We start from the raw sequence: 15697 nt of genomic DNA, 5'->3' as shown, positions 1-15697 counted from the left end.
ATCCTAATTCAGCATGAATGCATGTAGAAATAAACCCATATTAAAGTGGCATGCAGAAGTCGGCATGACGTATTTAAATACTGCTATGCTGAAATCAAGGGTTTGATGCTTCGTATGTATTTATGTTGGTGTATGCTATCAGCAAGAAGCACAGTAACAAGCTGAGTAATGCCTGCCAAATACAAATCAGCTTCCGAGGTAAGAGCATTTCTTGTTTTTCGCCCTGCGACGCAGAAACTGTCTTTAAAGTGGTTGATGGATTTCTCGACGGTCACGCGTATTTTGTAGGTATCGTCCCATTCTTCGGTTCCACGAACGGTTCCGGGGAAGGTACGAAGATTTTTTTCTGGATAGACATAGAACATACGACCGCAGGGGGAATCGGTACAAGGGTTTTCACAAGAAGTGCGACGTCTGTATTTTCCATCCTCGCATTTTACCCAGGACATCATAGGACAGACAAACTTGAGGGTAGGCATACCGCAGCGAAGATGCGAGTCACTTGTTTCGGGCTTCATTGGAAGTGTAGAATCGTTCGGACAGCATGGCACTCCATCTTCATTAATCGGGCAATCCGGATATTTTAAACCATGTGCGGAATTAAGCGGGATAAATGCTTTGTTAAAACCAAGACCATCTTTGCCAAGCAGCTCATTATAGATATCGATGGAATCAAATGCGGAATCACCAAGAAATACGGATGGCTTTATCAAAGGGTGTTTCTCAAAGAAACCCCGTAGGGTTGGCAGAAGTGCCTTGGAATCTGCCAACGATTTATCTTCATCCGGAGAATCATCTTTCTTGGAAACTTGAATTTCGGGATGCTCAAGGTAGTAATTTTCATCGTAAAAATTAAGATCCCGAACAATACCGAGTCCGTTAGTAATCATGCCGAATTTGTAGGAATAGCAGAAGTGACCATTGATATACATTTGCTTGATGGCAGGGTCAGCTTCGGCGTGAGTTGGCATCGAACCATATGCTGCTTTATACGGATCATAGGAAGCATCAAGTCCCTTTGCGGCTTTCCATGCCTTCAACCTTTTAATTAAAGCGTTGATGAACTTGGGATTGTTTTCCTGAACATACGCTTCAATACCAGAGGTATCGAAGATAGTCATGGACGCAAGCTTACTGTCTATGTCTTGACAGATTGGTTCGGTAAGGTCGACAAGGGCGTCAAACATAGTTTTGAGGTCGTCTTTAAAATCCTGTTTAAAGCGTGTGAACTTTGATGCATCCGGGACCTTATCAAAGCCACAGAATTCGCGGAGCTCCCGTGAATATGTGAGAAATACAATCAGAAGGTTGTCGGTGTGGATGCTGAATATGCGCTGGATAATGAGAGAAAGAACAAATGTGCTTAGAGAGTATTCACGGGGTCTTCCCGTGTGATTTCTGAAATGCATTTTGAAACTCAATGGGATAAGGGCATCAATATCAAGGTGTTCTTCCAACATAGAAAGGAATTTGGGTTTGTCGTTTTCAAAGGATTCGAGGCAGCCTGCGTAAATATTATTGAGTGATAGCTGTTTCGGTTTAATCATTAGTTTATAACTCCTTACTTTTTTGTGATTATGTAACTTAGTAACTACATTTTACCACAATTAAGTGAGGAGTTATATAGATAACTACCCTTGAAGACGCTGAATATTAGCGGCTTTTGGGGTTTAGCAATTAACTATGAACCGTATTGCCGGAAAGGAGACGCCGCCATGCCGTGGGTAACGGAGGAACAGATTGCGCGGGCCAAGCAGGTGGATCTTCTGGATTATCTGCTTGCCAATGAGCCTCATAATCTTAAAAAGACCGGACATGAATACCGCCTGCGCGACCATGACAGCCTGACTGTATCCAACGGCAAATGGCATTGGCACAGCCGTGGCTTTGGAGGCACAACTGCGCTGAACTACCTTGTCAAGGTACGGGGTATGGAATTTACGGAAGCGGTACAACTCCTGGCTTACGATGCCAGTACCGGGCCGCCGCCTTCTATTCCGTCCAGCACGGCGAAGCCACCGCCGCCGAAAAAAGCTAAACCTTTTGTCTTGCCTGCAAAAAGCATCAACAATGACCGCGCCATTGCTTACCTGTTAAGCCGGGGCATTGACCGGGACATTCTTAAACGGTGCGTGGAAGCCGGAACGCTGTATGAGGGGCGAAAGCATCACAATTGCGTGTTTGTCGGGCAAAAGGATAAAAACGGCAAGGCGCGGTTCGCCTGTGTACGCGGCATCACCAGCGGTTTCCGGCAGGATATCAAGGGCAGCGATAAACGGTTTGGCTTCCTGCTTCCAGCTTGCGCTCCACCCGGCGAAATTGTAATGGTGGCTGAGGCTCCTATTGACACCCTATCCATGGCGACACTGCAAAAGAGGAAGGATGCCGGCTGGGAAGGCCGCCACTACCTTTCATTAGGCGGCGTTTCCCCTCTGGCGCTGCTGCAATTCTTACAGCAGCATCCGCAGGTAAACCATATCGTGTTGGGGCTGGATAATGACAAAGCCGGTCTGGAAGCCATTGAAAAAATCAAAGCGGCGGTCTATGAAGATGAAATGCTCCGTGACCGGACACTTTGCATTACCGTTTCCCCTCCGCCTGTAGGCAAGGATTACAACGATACGCTGCTGGCGTCGATCCGGGAACAAAAGGAACAGGAGCAAAGAAGGCGTCCGAACCGGGCGGCGCTTTTTATTTAATAACGAAAGGAGCGCAGAAAAGTGGAAAAAAAACTGCAAGTATTTGAGAACGAGGAGTTTGGCAAAGTACGGGTTCTGGAGATGGACGGCCAGCCGTGGTTTGTGGGTAAGGATGTGGCGGACATTTTGAATTACCGGAATACCCGCGACGCGTTAAAGAAGCATGTGGATGAGGAAGATAAAGCTGATGTCGCAATTCACGACGGCAGCCAAAACCGCAACATGACCGTCATCAACGAATCCGGCTTATACAGCCTCATCCTCTCCAGCAAGCTTCCCCAGGCAAAAAAGTTCAAGCGCTGGGTGACAAGCGAAGTGCTTCCCTCCATCCGCAGGCACGGGGCCTATATCACCGGGGAAACCCTTGAAAAAATGCTCCAGAGCTCCGAATTTACCTCTGAGCTTTTGAACAAGCTGCTTGCGGAGCGGGAGGAAAACACTGTTTTAAGAGAGCATATCGAAGCCCTTGCACCCAAGGCGCGGTATTACGACCTCATCCTGCAAAGCAAAAATGCCGTACAGGTCAGCGTCATTGCCAAGGATTACGGTATGACGGCAGTGTCCTTCAACCGGCTTCTGCATGATCTGGGCATCCAGTTCAAGCTGGGCGGCACCTGGCTTTTGTATCAGGGCCTTGCCGGAAAGGGATACACCTGTTCAAGAACCTATCATGTCAACGAAGAAAGAAGCGTCATGCACACCTACTGGACACAGGCAGGCCGCCTGTTTTTGTACAAAACACTGAAAGAAAACGGCATTATTCCCCTGATGGAGGATTTTAATGCTGCCGGCCTGTAACACCGCCCTCACAACAGGGGCTGCTGTTTTTTTCAGCCTACTTACAGGACGCAAAATTTACGAGGAAAGGAGTTTGAGAGATGCAGGAACATGTCAATGAAAAAACCGTAGCGCTGACCGTAAGAGGCACAAGGCTGACCGGAAGGCTGCTGGCAAGGGCCATGAATGCAGCGCTTCGCAGAATGAAGCAGGCCAGGGACGCACCCCCTCGCGGCAAACAAACGCTAAAGCAGCTTGCCAAGCAGAACGCCGGAATTTCCAATATCGAGATCACCGATCAGAATATCAAAAGCTTTGAGCCCTATGCCCGTAAATACGGCATTGACTACGCTCTAAAAAGGGATGCTGTCTCAACGCCCCCCAAATGGCTGGTATTCTTCAAAGCCCGCGATGCTGACGCCATGACCGCCGCTTTTTCGGAGTTCAGCGCCAAGACACTGAAAAGGAATGCCGCCAAACCCTCCGTGCTGGCACAGCTGAACAGGTTCAAGGAGCTTATCAAGAACACGGTGATCGACCGCGTGAAAAACAAAGACCGGGGGGGACACGAGCGATGAATACCGACAATTTGAGAAAATATGTCCTTCCCAACCTGCCCTATGTACCGGTGTTCTGGTTTGCGGATAAGCTGGGGGAAGCCTGGCGGCTGGCTCCAGGAGAGGATGCGCTGGATAAGCTGATTTACGGGATCGGCATACTGGATGCTGTAATGGCAAAGCCGTTACCCTCTCTTCATCCCCATGACCTGCTGGCAGGTGCTGCCGGAGCCGCTGCTGTCTATGCCACGGTGTATTTCAAAAAGAAAAATGCCAGAAAGTGGCGTAAAGACAGGGAATACGGCTCCGCCCGCTGGGGGACGCCAGCCGATATCAAGCCCTACATGGATGAAAAGCCGGAGCAGAACATCATTTTAACAGCCACCGAGGGGCTGACCATGAACAGCCGACCGAAAAAGCCCAAGTACGCCCGGAATAAGAACGTGATGATTGTGGGCGGTTCCGGCTCCGGCAAGACGAGATTCTGGTTGAAGCCGAATCTCATGCAGCTCCACAGCTCCTATGTCATTACCGACCCCAAGGGCACCCTCATTCTGGAGTGCGGGAGGCTCCTGCAAAAAAACGGCTACCGCATCAAAATTCTCAATACCATCGACTTTAAAAAGTCCATGCACTACAATCCATTTGCCTATATCCGTTCGGAAAAGGATATTTTAAAGCTGGTCACGGCCTTGATTGCCAATACCAAGGGGGAGGGCAAATCCGGTGAGGACTTCTGGGTGAAAGCCGAAACACTTTTGTATTGCGCTTTAATCGGCTACATCCACTATGAGGCACCCGACGAGGAACGCAACCTCAATACGCTGGTGGAAATGATTAACGCCATGGAGGTCCGGGAGGATGACGAATCATTTAAAAATGCCGTGGATTTCATATTTGACGCGCTGGAGGAACGGGAGCCCCAGCATTTCGCCGTGAGGCAATATAAGAAGTACAAATTGGCGGCGGGAAAGACGGCGAAATCCATCCTCATTTCCTGCGGAGCACGGCTTGCTCCCTTCGACATCAAGGAAATGCGTGAGCTGATTGCCTACGACGAAATGGAGCTGGACACCCTGGGTGACCGCAAGACCGCGCTGTTCGTCATTATTTCCGACACCGACGACAGCTTTTCCTTTATCGCCGCCCTCCTGTACAGCCAGATGTTCAATCTCCTGTGTGATAAGGCGGACAACGAATACGGCGGGCGCTTGCCGGTGCATGTACGCTGCCTCCTGGACGAGTTTGCCAACATCGGCCAGATTCCAAAGTTTGAAAAGCTTATTGCCACCATCCGGAGCCGGGAGATTTCCGCCTGCGTCATTTTACAGGCGCAGAGCCAGTTAAAGGCCATCTATAAGGACAATGCCGAAACCATTATCGGCAACATGGATACCCGGATTTTCCTCGGCGGCTCGGAAAAAACCACTCTGAAAGATCTCACCGAAAGTCTTGGGAAAGAGACTATTGACATGCTCAACAGCAGCATTACCAAGGGAAATTCGCCCTCCTACGGCCAGAATTATCAGAAGCTGGGCCGAGAGCTCATGGCGCTGGATGAGCTGGCGGTGATGGACGGCTCCAAGTGCATCCTGCAATTGCGCGGTGTCCGGCCTTTTTTCTCGGACAAATACGACATCACCCAGCACAAGAACTATAAATACCTGTCCGATGCCAATCCCAAAAATATCTTTTCTATCGAACGCTTTCTGTCCACCAGTCTCAAAGTTAAGCCCGACGAGGAATACGAGGTTTACGAGTTTGAGGACAGCGAAGCCGCAGTGTAGCCCTCCTTTGTTCCGTGATTTTCACGGCGCAGGGAGGGCTTTTTTCGTTTCCCGGCCTGTCAGGATTTTCCCTCAGGCTTTCCCTTTGTCCAGCCGGAGCCTTGGCTCCGTTTCATATTGTTATCTATTTCAATAAAACCAAAATAAAGGAGGCATACAACCTATGGAATTCTTCTCAGAAGCCATCAATGTTTTAAAAGTCCTTGTTACCGCGCTAGGCGCGGGCCTTGCCGTGTGGGGCGTCATCAATCTTTTGGAGGGGTACGGCAACGATAATCCGGGGGCGAAATCCCAGGGCATGAAGCAGCTCATGGCGGGTGGCGGCGTGGTGCTCATCGGACTGAAGCTCATTCCCCTGCTGTCCGGCCTGTTCAGTTAAGGGGCTCGAATATGAACAGCCTTCTTGACAAAATTACCGAATGGATGAAGGAGGCTTTAATCGGCGGCATCACCGGCAACTATCAGGGCATGTTCAACGAAGTGAACGCCCGGGTCGGCGATATCGCAAGCCAGGTGGGGCAAACGCCGGAGGGCTGGAACTCCGGCATCTTCTCCATGATTAAGTCTCTTTCGGACACCGTAATCCTCCCCGTCGCCGGGATGATATTGACCTTTGTGCTGTGTTATGAGCTGATCCAGCTCATCATCGAGAAAAACAACATGCACGACTTTGACACCTGGATTTTCTTTAAATGGATTTTCAAGACCTTTGCAGCCACCTACATCCTCACCCATACCTTTGACATCGTCATGGGTGTATTCGACTTGGCCCAGCGGGCAGTGAACGGCAGTGCCGGAATCATATCCGGCAGCCTGAACATCAACCTTGCCATGGACAGCCTGCAAACCCAGTTGAAAGCCATGGAATGGTACGCGCTGCTGGGGCTGTATATGGAATCCGCCATTCTCAGCCTGTGCATGAAAGCCCTGTCAATCTGCATCTTCCTGATCATCTACGGGCGTATGCTGGAAATCTATCTTACCACCTCAGTGGCGGCCATTCCCTTTGCCACTATGGTCAACCGGGAATGGGGCAGCATGGGACAGAACTATTTAAAATCCCTGTTTGCCGTGGCATTCCAGGGCTTTCTCATCATGGTATGTATAGCTATTTATGCGGTTCTGCTGAACAGCACGGTATTTTCAGGCAACATCCACACAGCAATTTGGGGTGTTGTAGGTTACACGGTACTCTTATGCTTTTCCCTGTTCAAGACCGGGAGCCTGTCGAAGTCCATCTTCGGCGCGCACTAAGGAGGGGGCTAATGAGTGCAATTAAACCTATATCCCCAATATATTTATGGAGATGATGCTCATGAGTGAAGAAAAGAATGCATCCCAGGACACTGTTCAAGTTTCTTATCCCCGGTCTTCCAATACGCAGCTGCCAAAAAACTATATGATGTGTAACGGATTTTTAATCAAAGGAGATACGCATGTATCCCTTGCAGCTTCAGGAATCATTGAAGCTGCCGTCCAAGGATTTCTCCATGTGGAAGAAACGGAGGAATACAAGACCGGATAAAATCCTGCAGGAAATACCCAAACACCGGAAAACCGCCGGTGTTTTTACTGTCTGTACCGGAGGTGGTCATTACGGAAGAATTAAAGCTTGACCTGATCAGAGTTGACTGTCGCCCGGATTCTCTTTTTAAGTATGAACTGATTTACAAGGCCGGAAACGCTACAGGTATAGTGGGAGTGTACAGCTTTGATGAGGATTGGTATTACCTGTATAAAGAGGACACAGAACGATACAGAGTAAAGCGGCGCAAGGAGCTTGAAGGCATTGCGCCAGCCTTTACCTACAAGCAGCGGAGAGACAGGCAGGCAGATAAACAGGACAACCGGTCTGAGCATCTTAACACTGCCGATGTAGTACCGCATAAAGTCGCTGAAAAGCTGTCCATACGTTCCCAACTGCGCAGAGCGGCGAAGGGAACGAAAAGTGATATATCCTCTTCCACAAAGAAATCCGGCCTTGAGCATTAGCTTTTTACCACCTCATATCAATGTGAAGAAAAGAAGGTGAATCCATGCCATTTGTACCTGTACCCAAAGACCTTTCCAAGGTCAAAACCAAGGTTGCGCTAAACCTTACCAAACGCCAGCTCATCTGTTTCGGCACGGCAGCGGCTATCGGCGTTCCGGCCTATCTCCTCACCCGAGGGACTTTAGGCAGTGAAGGCGCGATGCTTTTGATGATCGGGCTGATGCTGCCGCTGTTTTTTCTCGCCATGTACGAAAAGGATGGTCAGCCCGCCGAAAAAATACTGCGCAACCTTCTCCGCACCCGGCTCTGGCCGGGCAGGCGTCCATATGCGACAAATAACCTGTATGAAATCATCGAAAAGGAGGGAAAAGCCCTTGCCAACCAAGAAAAAACAGCAGACACGGCAAAAAAAGCGCCTGCCGGGAAACGTCCGTCAAACCAAAAACAGAAAAGCCTTGCAGGGAAAAAAGCCAGCGTCAAAGCCGTCCGGTAACACGGGCGGCTTTGCTGCTTCTGTAAGGATGAAGCTGTTTGGCCGCGCCGACGCGCCGCAGACTGCCCAGCAGTCCATCCCCTATAGGGAAATGTACCGGGACGGCATCTGCCGCGTCACCGACCGGCTGTATACCAAGACCATTGCCTTTCAGGACATCACCTACCAGCTGGCCCAAAACGAGGACAAGACGCAGATATTCGAGAACTACTGCGATTTCCTCAACTATTTCGATTCCTCGGTCAACGTCCAGCTTTCCTTTATCAACCAGTACGGCAATTTAAAAGAGTTTCAGCAGTCCATCGACATTCCTGAACAGGAGGATGAATACAATTCCATCCGCCGCGAGTATGCCGGTATGCTCAAAAACCAGCTTGCCAAGGGCAATAACGGGCTGGTCAAAACCAAATACATCACCTTCGGGATCGAAGCGGATTCCCTCAAAGCCGCCAAGCCCCGCATGGAACGGGTGGAAGCGGATATTCTCGCCAATTTCAAAACCATGGGCGTCAAAGCCCGCGCCTTGAGCGGCCTGGAGCGGCTGGAGGTGTTTCACGGCCAATTCCACCCGGACGGTCAAGAAAAGCTGCGGTTTTCGTGGGAGGATATCCCCAAAACCGGACTTTCCACCAAGGACTATATCGCTCCCACCGGCTTTGACTTCCGGGACGGCAAGACCTTCCGCATGGGGGAACACTATGGCGCGGTCAGCTTTTTATCCATCCTGGCCCCGGAGCTTACCGACCGGATGCTGGCGGATTTTCTGGATTTGGATACGGCTGTCACCGTAAACCTGCACATCCGCAGCATTGACCAGGCGGAAGCCATCAAGACCGTCAAGCGCAAGCTGTCCGATCTTGACAAGATGAAAATTGAGGAACAGAAAAAGGCTGTAAGAAGCGGCTACGATATGGACATCATTCCTACCGACCTTGCCACCTACGGCAACGAAGCCAAAACACTTTTAGAGGATTTGCAGAACCGCAACGAGCGTATGTTCCTCGTCACCGTCCTTGTACTCAACACGGCAAAAAAGAGACAGCAGTTGGAAAACGACATCTTTCAGGCGGCAGGCGTCGCGCAGAAATACAACTGTGCGCTGAAACGCCTTGACTACCAGCAGGAGCAGGGACTGATGAGCAGTCTCCCATTAGGGCTGAACCAGATCGAGATCAAACGCGGGCTCACCACCTCGTCGGTGGCGATTTTTGTACCCTTTACCACCCAGGAGCTGTTCCAGCAGGGAGAAGCCCTGTACTACGGTTTGAACGCCCTATCCAATAACCTCATTATGGCCAGCCGCAAGCGCCTGAAAAACCCCAACGGCTTGTTTTTAGGCACCCCGGGCTCCGGCAAGTCCTTTGCCGCCAAACGGGAAATTGTCAACGTGTTCCTCTTAACCAACGACGACATCATCATTTCCGACCCGGAAGCCGAATATTTTCCCCTTGTCAACCGGCTGGGGGGCCAGGTGGTCAAGCTGTCGCCGGTATCGGCACAGCACATCAACCCTATGGATATCAACCCGGATTACAGTGATGATGAAGACCCTTTGACCCTGAAAAGCGACTTTATCCTCAGCCTGTGCGAGCTGATTGTGGGCGGCAAGGAGGGCTTGCAGCCGGTGGAAAAAACCATCATTGACCGGTGCGTCCGCCTTGTCTACCGGGAATACCTTGCCAACCCTTCCTCGGAGAAAATGCCCATCCTGCAGGATTTGTACAACCTGCTCCGCAAGCAGACCGAACCGGAAGCCCAGCACATTGCCACCGCGCTTGAAATCTACGTCACAGGCTCCCTCAACGTGTTCAACCACCGTACCAACGTGGACATCACAAACCGTTTGGTATGCTATGACATCAAGGAGCTGGGCAAGCAGCTGAAAAAGCTGGGGATGCTGATTTTGCAGGATCAGGTATGGGGCCGTGTGACCGCCAACCGTGCCGCTCACCGCACCACCTGGTTCTACCAGGATGAATTCCACCTGCTTTTGAAGGAAGAACAGACCGCCGCCTATTCGGTGGAAATCTGGAAGCGGTTCAGAAAATGGGGCGGCATCCCCTCAGCCCTCACGCAGAATGTCAAAGATTTGCTGGCTTCCCGTGAAATCGAGAACATTCTGGAAAATTCCGACTTCATCTATATGCTGAACCAGGCGGGCGGCGACCGGCAGATACTCGCAAAGCAGCTGGGCATTTCCAATCACCAGTTGTCCTATGTCACCCACTCCGGTGCCGGCGAAGGCTTGCTGTTTTACGGCAATACCATCATCCCCTTCATTGATCGGTTCCCAAAAGATACAGAGCTGTACCGCATCATGACCACAAAGCCGGATGAAGTAAAGGGCGCATGAGTCTGATCCTTCAAATATAAGCAACAGGAGGTGTCTTAATCTATGAACGATACTACAACCCAAAGCGCGCCGCTTTTGGAAAATGAACATGTAAAAGAGCTTTTAGCGATCCTGAAAGAAAACAGCGTAAGCTCCAAGGATTTTTTGGACGTCATCGGATATGTGGGCGCAATGGAACGTCAGCTTGACGCGGCAGTGGGCGAGCTTTCAGCCATGCGCCGGGAGCTTGCCGACATGCGGGAAGAAAAAAATCATCCGGTCAGGACTTCCCTGCAAAAGGCAATCCAGGCGCTGGAAAACAAAATTACCGAAACAAGGGAACGGCTGGAAGCAGTAAAGGCCGGCATCGTTGAGGGCTGTAAAAATGCTGTGGCTGCTTTTAAGGAAAAAGGTATCGCGGCACTGGACGGTCTTGCGTCCTTCTTCCACATCCGACAGGGACTGGAGAAGGTGCAGGAAAGTATGGACCGGAATATCCATTATGATGAACAGTCCATGAAAAAGATCGCGGCTGTCAGCACCGAATACCATGAGATCGGCAAACATGTAAAAAATATGGGCCGTGCAATCCAGGGAAAAGAATCCATTCAGGAGGCAAAGCCCATGGGCAGGCTGGCAAAGCTCATTCAGGCTCCCTACAAGCTGGATCAAGCCTGCTCCGCCGCAATTAAACGGCAGGCGGCTTCGGCCCTTAACAGTCTCGGAAAACTAGAGCAACGTGCTGTCAGGCACCGGGAAACCCAAAAAGAGGCAGGAAAGAGTGAGAAAAAACCGTCCGTCCTAAAAAACCTGCAAGCGTTCAAAGAACAGGCGGCACAAACAGCGCAGAACGCTCCTGCCCCCCAGCGGAAAAAGGCGGAGGTCAGTCTGTAAATCTGCATCAGGGCGTACATGCCGCCCGGTGCCTTGCAACGGAGGTGAGAAAACGAATTGTCACGCAAAAACAGGTTTAAGGCAAAGGATAAGATTACCCACAAAATGACCCGCGACGGGCTGGTGGAGGTCAACGCCTCTACCGGTGAAAAAAACCGTATCAGCCAGCGAGAGCAGGATTTTAATTTACAAAAGGGAAAAGCACTGCAGCAGGAAGCGTCTGCACATGAGCCAGGCAGACCGGACACCGCGCGCTTTCGTACTTCCTCTCCGTTTAAAAACACGGAACCGTCCAAACATGTGGAACCGGTGCCCGGTGCAGAGCATCCGGCAGGTAAGGTTAGTTCGTCTGATACCCCTCCGCATATAGTCCGGGGAATACCGGATGACCGAGCGCCCGACCGGACGGAGGAAAGCGGATTGCATCCGAAAACCCAGGCTCATTCCGGCAATCCCTTCGGCATCCGTTATGACCTCCCTATCGACAACAGCCAGAGCGGTCAGACGATACAAAGCGGCAAAGCCAACGGAAATCCACAGGATATTTACCAGACAGATACACCTTCTGAAAATCCGGCTGATGCTTCCCTTCATGGTCGGTTGCATTTTGACAGGAAACAGACTGTTCCGGTTGATAAACCTGAACCGCAGCAAGGAACGGCATATTACCAAAGGTTTAACCAGGATGCGCCTCGTCCTCCGGAAAGACAGCCTGCACCTCAAGCAGGCGGCAGCGACGTAAAGAATATCCTTCCGTCCATACCGTCTCCGCAGGACGTTCCGGTTTCGCGCCAGACCGCCCCATCAGAGAAAATCTCAAGCGGCGCTCCAAAACCGGGTAGGCTCCAATTTGCCCCGGAGGAACGGGCCACCCAAAATAAAAAGCTCGCAAAGGCGCAGCAAAAAGCCGAAAAGACCGCAGACAGGCTGGATAAGGTGAGGAATCGACTTCCGGCCAAGAAAAAGACCGGGAAAGAACGCATCTTTGACGAGAAAAAGAACAAATATGGACACAAAATCCGCTTTGAAGCAGAGGTTAAACCCCAACAGTCCCATCTCAAAGATGCGCTTCCGCTCCGTCCTGCAAAGGCCGGTGCGAACCTTTCTATTGGATATGCACATAATAAACTGTTTCAGGTTGAACGGGAAAATGTGGGCACACAGGCCGCTCATAAGGGTGAACTGCTTGCCGAAGGCGGGCTGCGCACAGCCTACCGCCTGCACAAAACCGCGCCCTATCGCCGTGTGGCGAAGCTGGAGCGGCTTTCGGCAAAGCACAATGCCAAACTAGCCTATCAGAAGCTGCTGCATGAAAATCCCCGGCTTAGAACCAATCTGCTGTCCCGGTTTATACAGAAACAAAAAATCAAGCGCCGGTACGCAAAAGCGGCGCGAGAATCCAAACAAGCGGCACAGTTGATGAAACAAGCCGGTGCAGCGGGCGGTAAAATTATTAAACTTGCGTCGGGCTTTGTACGCAGTCATCCGATGGTGATCGGCGGGATCGCGCTGCTGCTCCTGATGGTATTTTCTTTTTCAACGCTCCTTACCTCCTGTACCAACATGGCAATGGGAGGGTTTTCGTCCGTCCTGATGTCCAGCTACACCGCCGAGGATGAGGATATCGACGATGCGGAGCTGACTTATACGGAATGGGAAACCAACCTGCTAATGCGGATTCAGAACGCGCAGGCGGAACACCCCGGCTATGACGAGTACCGGTACAATGTAGACGATATCAGCCACAATCCATTTGAACTGATGGCCTACCTCTCCGCGAAATACCAGGACTTCACTTTTGCCACCATAAAAACTGAGCTTCAGCGGATTTCCAACGAACAGTACCGGCTTGAATTTGTGGCGCAAACAGAAATCCGCTACCGCACCGAAACCCGAACCGACCCGGAAACCGGAGAGAGCTATACGGTGGAAGTGCCCTATGAATGGCATATCCTTAATATCAACCTTACCTCCAAATCCTTCACCGATGTGGTTCAGCCGAATATGAACGCCGACGAGCGGGAAATGTACGGCCTGAATATGCAGACAAAGGGCAACCGGCAGTATATTACAAGTCCTTTTGACTTTGACTGGATACCCTATGTTACCTGTTATTACGGCTGGCGAATCCATCCTGTCACAGGCGCAAAGGATTATCACAAGGGCATCGACATCGGCGTTCCCGTAGGCACGGACATTTTGGCAGGGCATGACGGGAAGGTAATCCAGGCGGCCTTTGACGCAGGCGGCTACGGCTACTATATCGCCATCGAAGGCAAGGACGGGCTGGTTTCAAAGTATGCCCACTGTGACCGGCTGCTTGCAAGCGTCGGACAACAGGTAAAAAAAGGCGACGTAATTGCCAAGTCCGGCAACACCGGGCGCTCCACTGGGCCGCACCTGCACCTGGAGGTACTGAAAAACGGACGGTATCTCAATCCGCTGTTCTTTGCCGAAACTCCGGACAGCGCAAATGACCGTCAATAACCGATAAAAGGAGGAATTTTAGACTATGAACCCCAGAATACAAAAAGTTATGGGAGAAATCGAAAAGACGAAAACAAAAATCTCGGAATTTCAGGCCCGTTTAAGGGAACTGGAACGGCAGAAAATCGAGCTGGAAAATGCCGAAATCGTAGCCATATTTAGAAAGGAAAAAATGACGGAGGACGAGTTCGCAAGGTTTGTTAGCGCCCTGGGCGCAAAAGCCGCTCCCGCTTCCGGCAAGGAGGTCAGCCATGAGGAATAAAGTAATGACTCTCCTAGCGCTCATGCTCTTTATGAGCGCATTTTTACTGCACACGACAGCCTACGCGTCTGCTCCCACGGATACCAAAGCCCCGACGCTCACCGCCAGACTTTCCGGTGAAACCCTTCATATCGAAGCAAAAGATGAGGATTCCGGTGTAGAGGCAGTCTACATTGACGGCCACAAGATCAGTTACCCCGCAAAGGGATCGCTGGATGCCACTCTCTGGAATTATGCCGGAACCGGACAGTGTGTTTCGGTCTATGCCGTGGACTTTGCGGGAAACCGGTCGGGAACCGTGCAGGTGGAGAATCCGTATTACAAGGCTTCGTCAGCTGCCGCAAATACACCGGCGGCATCTACCCCGAAAACCTCGGAATCCGCTGTTCCGTCACAGGCCAAGCCCTTTACGCCGGAGGGCACCGGTACGACGGTGGATAATGCCACGGATGGCGATGGCAAGGAGTTTTTCACCATCACTACACCGGACAAGAATGTCTTTTACCTCATCATTGACCGCCAGAGAAAAAGTGAGAATGTCTACTTTTTAAATGCTGTCACAGAGGATGATTTGCGCTCCCTTGCCAAAAAAGGGAACAGCAATAGTGGCATAAGCGCCGTGCCTGCACCTCAGACCACCTCCAAGGCGGAAACAACATCCAAAACCGAACCAAAACCTCAGCCGGAAAAGGGCGGCGACAGCACGCCGGTCTTCGTGCTTCTGGCGGTTGCAGCCGCAGGGGGCGCGGGATATTACTTCAAAATATATAAGCCGAAACATGCGGCTGTGGATACGGACGAGGATGAACCCGAATATGAGGAGGAAGATACGCCCTTGTCCGGCGAGACTGTGCCAGGGGACGATCCGACCGCAGCGGAAGAAGAATAACCCTACGGCAATACGCGAAGCTGCGGGCTGGAACTATTATCCTGATTATGCTACAATATTTTAACAAGCAGGTGATGAAAATGAACAATGGAGATATTGTCGGCAAGGTACATGATTCCATGTATAGTCAGCTTCAAAAGAAAGGCGTGGCTTCGCCCGTTCAGGTGCTGATGGATTTAGGCGTATTATCCGCCGGGGATTATGAAAGCTGGCGTTTCGGACGTGTGGATTATCTGGAACGGGTATGCCGCGTGAACCTTCATAAGCTGACTTTCATTATGAAGGAAATCCGCGCCTATGCCCGAAAAAACAACCTGAAAGCGTCGTGGACTTTTTACAAGCAGTGGGGACGCAAGGGGAAAAAGCCGTTGGCCAAACTGCGTTTTTCCAAATCCGGTGACGAAAACATCGAGAAAATGTACGCCACCCATTATATTTCCCCAAAACGCATATCAGAGCGTCAGAGGAATGGCGACAACGCCTGTGACATCACAACACTCCCCGATACCCAAACCGAATAGCGTATA

At 51.0% G+C, this 15697-nt stretch carries 16 protein-coding genes; 15 read left to right on the top strand and 1 reads right to left on the bottom strand.

Annotated elements, in window-relative coordinates; translation table 11 throughout:
• Positions 1-83: 83 nt before the first annotated feature.
• On the bottom strand, positions 84-1547 hold the full coding sequence (locus Gferi_RS03850) for an ISNCY family transposase (RefSeq protein ID WP_069974350.1): 1464 nt from the start codon (positions 1545-1547) through the stop codon (positions 84-86).
• Between the two features lie 168 nt (positions 1548-1715).
• On the opposite strand from Gferi_RS03850, the gene Gferi_RS03845 reads away from it, so the two are divergent.
• The 15 genes from Gferi_RS03845 (at position 1716) to Gferi_RS03780 (ending at position 15691) form a co-directional block, all read left to right on the top strand.
• Positions 1716-2699 (top strand): DUF3991 and TOPRIM domain-containing protein, encoded by a 984-nt coding sequence (locus tag Gferi_RS03845; protein WP_069974349.1) that lies wholly within the window; start codon positions 1716-1718, stop codon positions 2697-2699.
• A 21-nt stretch (positions 2700-2720) separates the two neighbouring features.
• Entirely contained in the window at positions 2721-3497 is a 777-nt protein-coding gene (locus tag Gferi_RS03840; RefSeq protein WP_236932688.1) for a BRO family protein, read from the top strand.
• Positions 3498-3577: 80 nt separating this feature from the next.
• A complete protein-coding gene (locus tag Gferi_RS03835) occupies positions 3578-4054 on the top strand; it encodes a PcfB family protein (RefSeq protein ID WP_069974348.1) in 477 nt (158 codons plus the stop codon).
• Positions 4051-5820 (top strand): VirD4-like conjugal transfer protein, CD1115 family, encoded by a 1770-nt coding sequence (locus Gferi_RS03830; RefSeq protein ID WP_069974347.1) that lies wholly within the window; start codon positions 4051-4053, stop codon positions 5818-5820. Before Gferi_RS03835 ends, Gferi_RS03830 begins: the two co-directional genes overlap by 4 nt.
• Before the next feature lie 163 nt (positions 5821-5983).
• Positions 5984-6199, top strand: coding sequence for a Maff2 family mobile element protein (locus tag Gferi_RS03825; RefSeq protein WP_069974346.1), 216 nt, complete (start codon positions 5984-5986; stop codon positions 6197-6199).
• A gap of 11 nt (positions 6200-6210) precedes the next feature.
• Positions 6211-7074, top strand: coding sequence for a VirB6/TrbL-like conjugal transfer protein, CD1112 family (locus Gferi_RS03820; protein ID WP_069974345.1), 864 nt, complete (start codon positions 6211-6213; stop codon positions 7072-7074).
• A 61-nt stretch (positions 7075-7135) separates the two neighbouring features.
• Positions 7136-7345: a hypothetical protein gene (locus Gferi_RS03815; RefSeq protein ID WP_069974344.1), complete on the top strand. Its 210-nt coding sequence runs from the start codon at positions 7136-7138 to the stop codon at positions 7343-7345.
• Between the two features lie 38 nt (positions 7346-7383).
• The gene (locus tag Gferi_RS28760) at positions 7384-7812 is read left to right on the top strand and encodes a hypothetical protein (protein WP_236932687.1); all 429 of its coding nucleotides are present in this window, start codon (positions 7384-7386) and stop codon (positions 7810-7812) included.
• Positions 7813-7856: 44 nt separating this feature from the next.
• The gene (locus tag Gferi_RS27465; protein ID WP_083273353.1) at positions 7857-8306 is read left to right on the top strand and encodes a PrgI family protein; all 450 of its coding nucleotides are present in this window, start codon (positions 7857-7859) and stop codon (positions 8304-8306) included.
• Positions 8188-10659, top strand: a complete 2472-nt coding sequence (locus tag Gferi_RS03805; protein WP_069974343.1) for a VirB4-like conjugal transfer ATPase, CD1110 family — start codon at positions 8188-8190, stop codon at positions 10657-10659. Before Gferi_RS27465 ends, Gferi_RS03805 begins: the two co-directional genes overlap by 119 nt.
• A 42-nt stretch (positions 10660-10701) precedes the next feature.
• Positions 10702-11532, top strand: a complete 831-nt coding sequence (locus Gferi_RS03800; RefSeq protein ID WP_069974342.1) for a DUF6674 family protein — start codon at positions 10702-10704, stop codon at positions 11530-11532.
• 57 nt (positions 11533-11589) lie between these two features.
• Entirely contained in the window at positions 11590-14019 is a 2430-nt protein-coding gene (locus Gferi_RS03795) for a M23 family metallopeptidase (protein ID WP_069974341.1), read from the top strand.
• A gap of 25 nt (positions 14020-14044) precedes the next feature.
• Positions 14045-14281 (top strand): DUF4315 family protein, encoded by a 237-nt coding sequence (locus tag Gferi_RS03790; protein WP_069974340.1) that lies wholly within the window; start codon positions 14045-14047, stop codon positions 14279-14281.
• Positions 14271-15170: a DUF4366 domain-containing protein gene (locus Gferi_RS03785; RefSeq protein WP_069974339.1), complete on the top strand. Its 900-nt coding sequence runs from the start codon at positions 14271-14273 to the stop codon at positions 15168-15170. Before Gferi_RS03790 ends, Gferi_RS03785 begins: the two co-directional genes overlap by 11 nt.
• Positions 15171-15250: 80 nt before the next feature.
• Positions 15251-15691 (top strand): hypothetical protein, encoded by a 441-nt coding sequence (locus tag Gferi_RS03780; protein WP_069974338.1) that lies wholly within the window; start codon positions 15251-15253, stop codon positions 15689-15691.
• Positions 15692-15697: the final 6 nt, after the last annotated feature.

It is taken from the genome of Geosporobacter ferrireducens, from assembly GCF_001750685.1.
Taxonomy (GTDB): Bacteria; Bacillota; Clostridia; order Peptostreptococcales; family Thermotaleaceae; genus Geosporobacter; species Geosporobacter ferrireducens.
The sequence above is the reverse complement of the archived record's forward strand: the minus strand, read 5'-3'. Positions and strand labels throughout refer to the sequence as shown.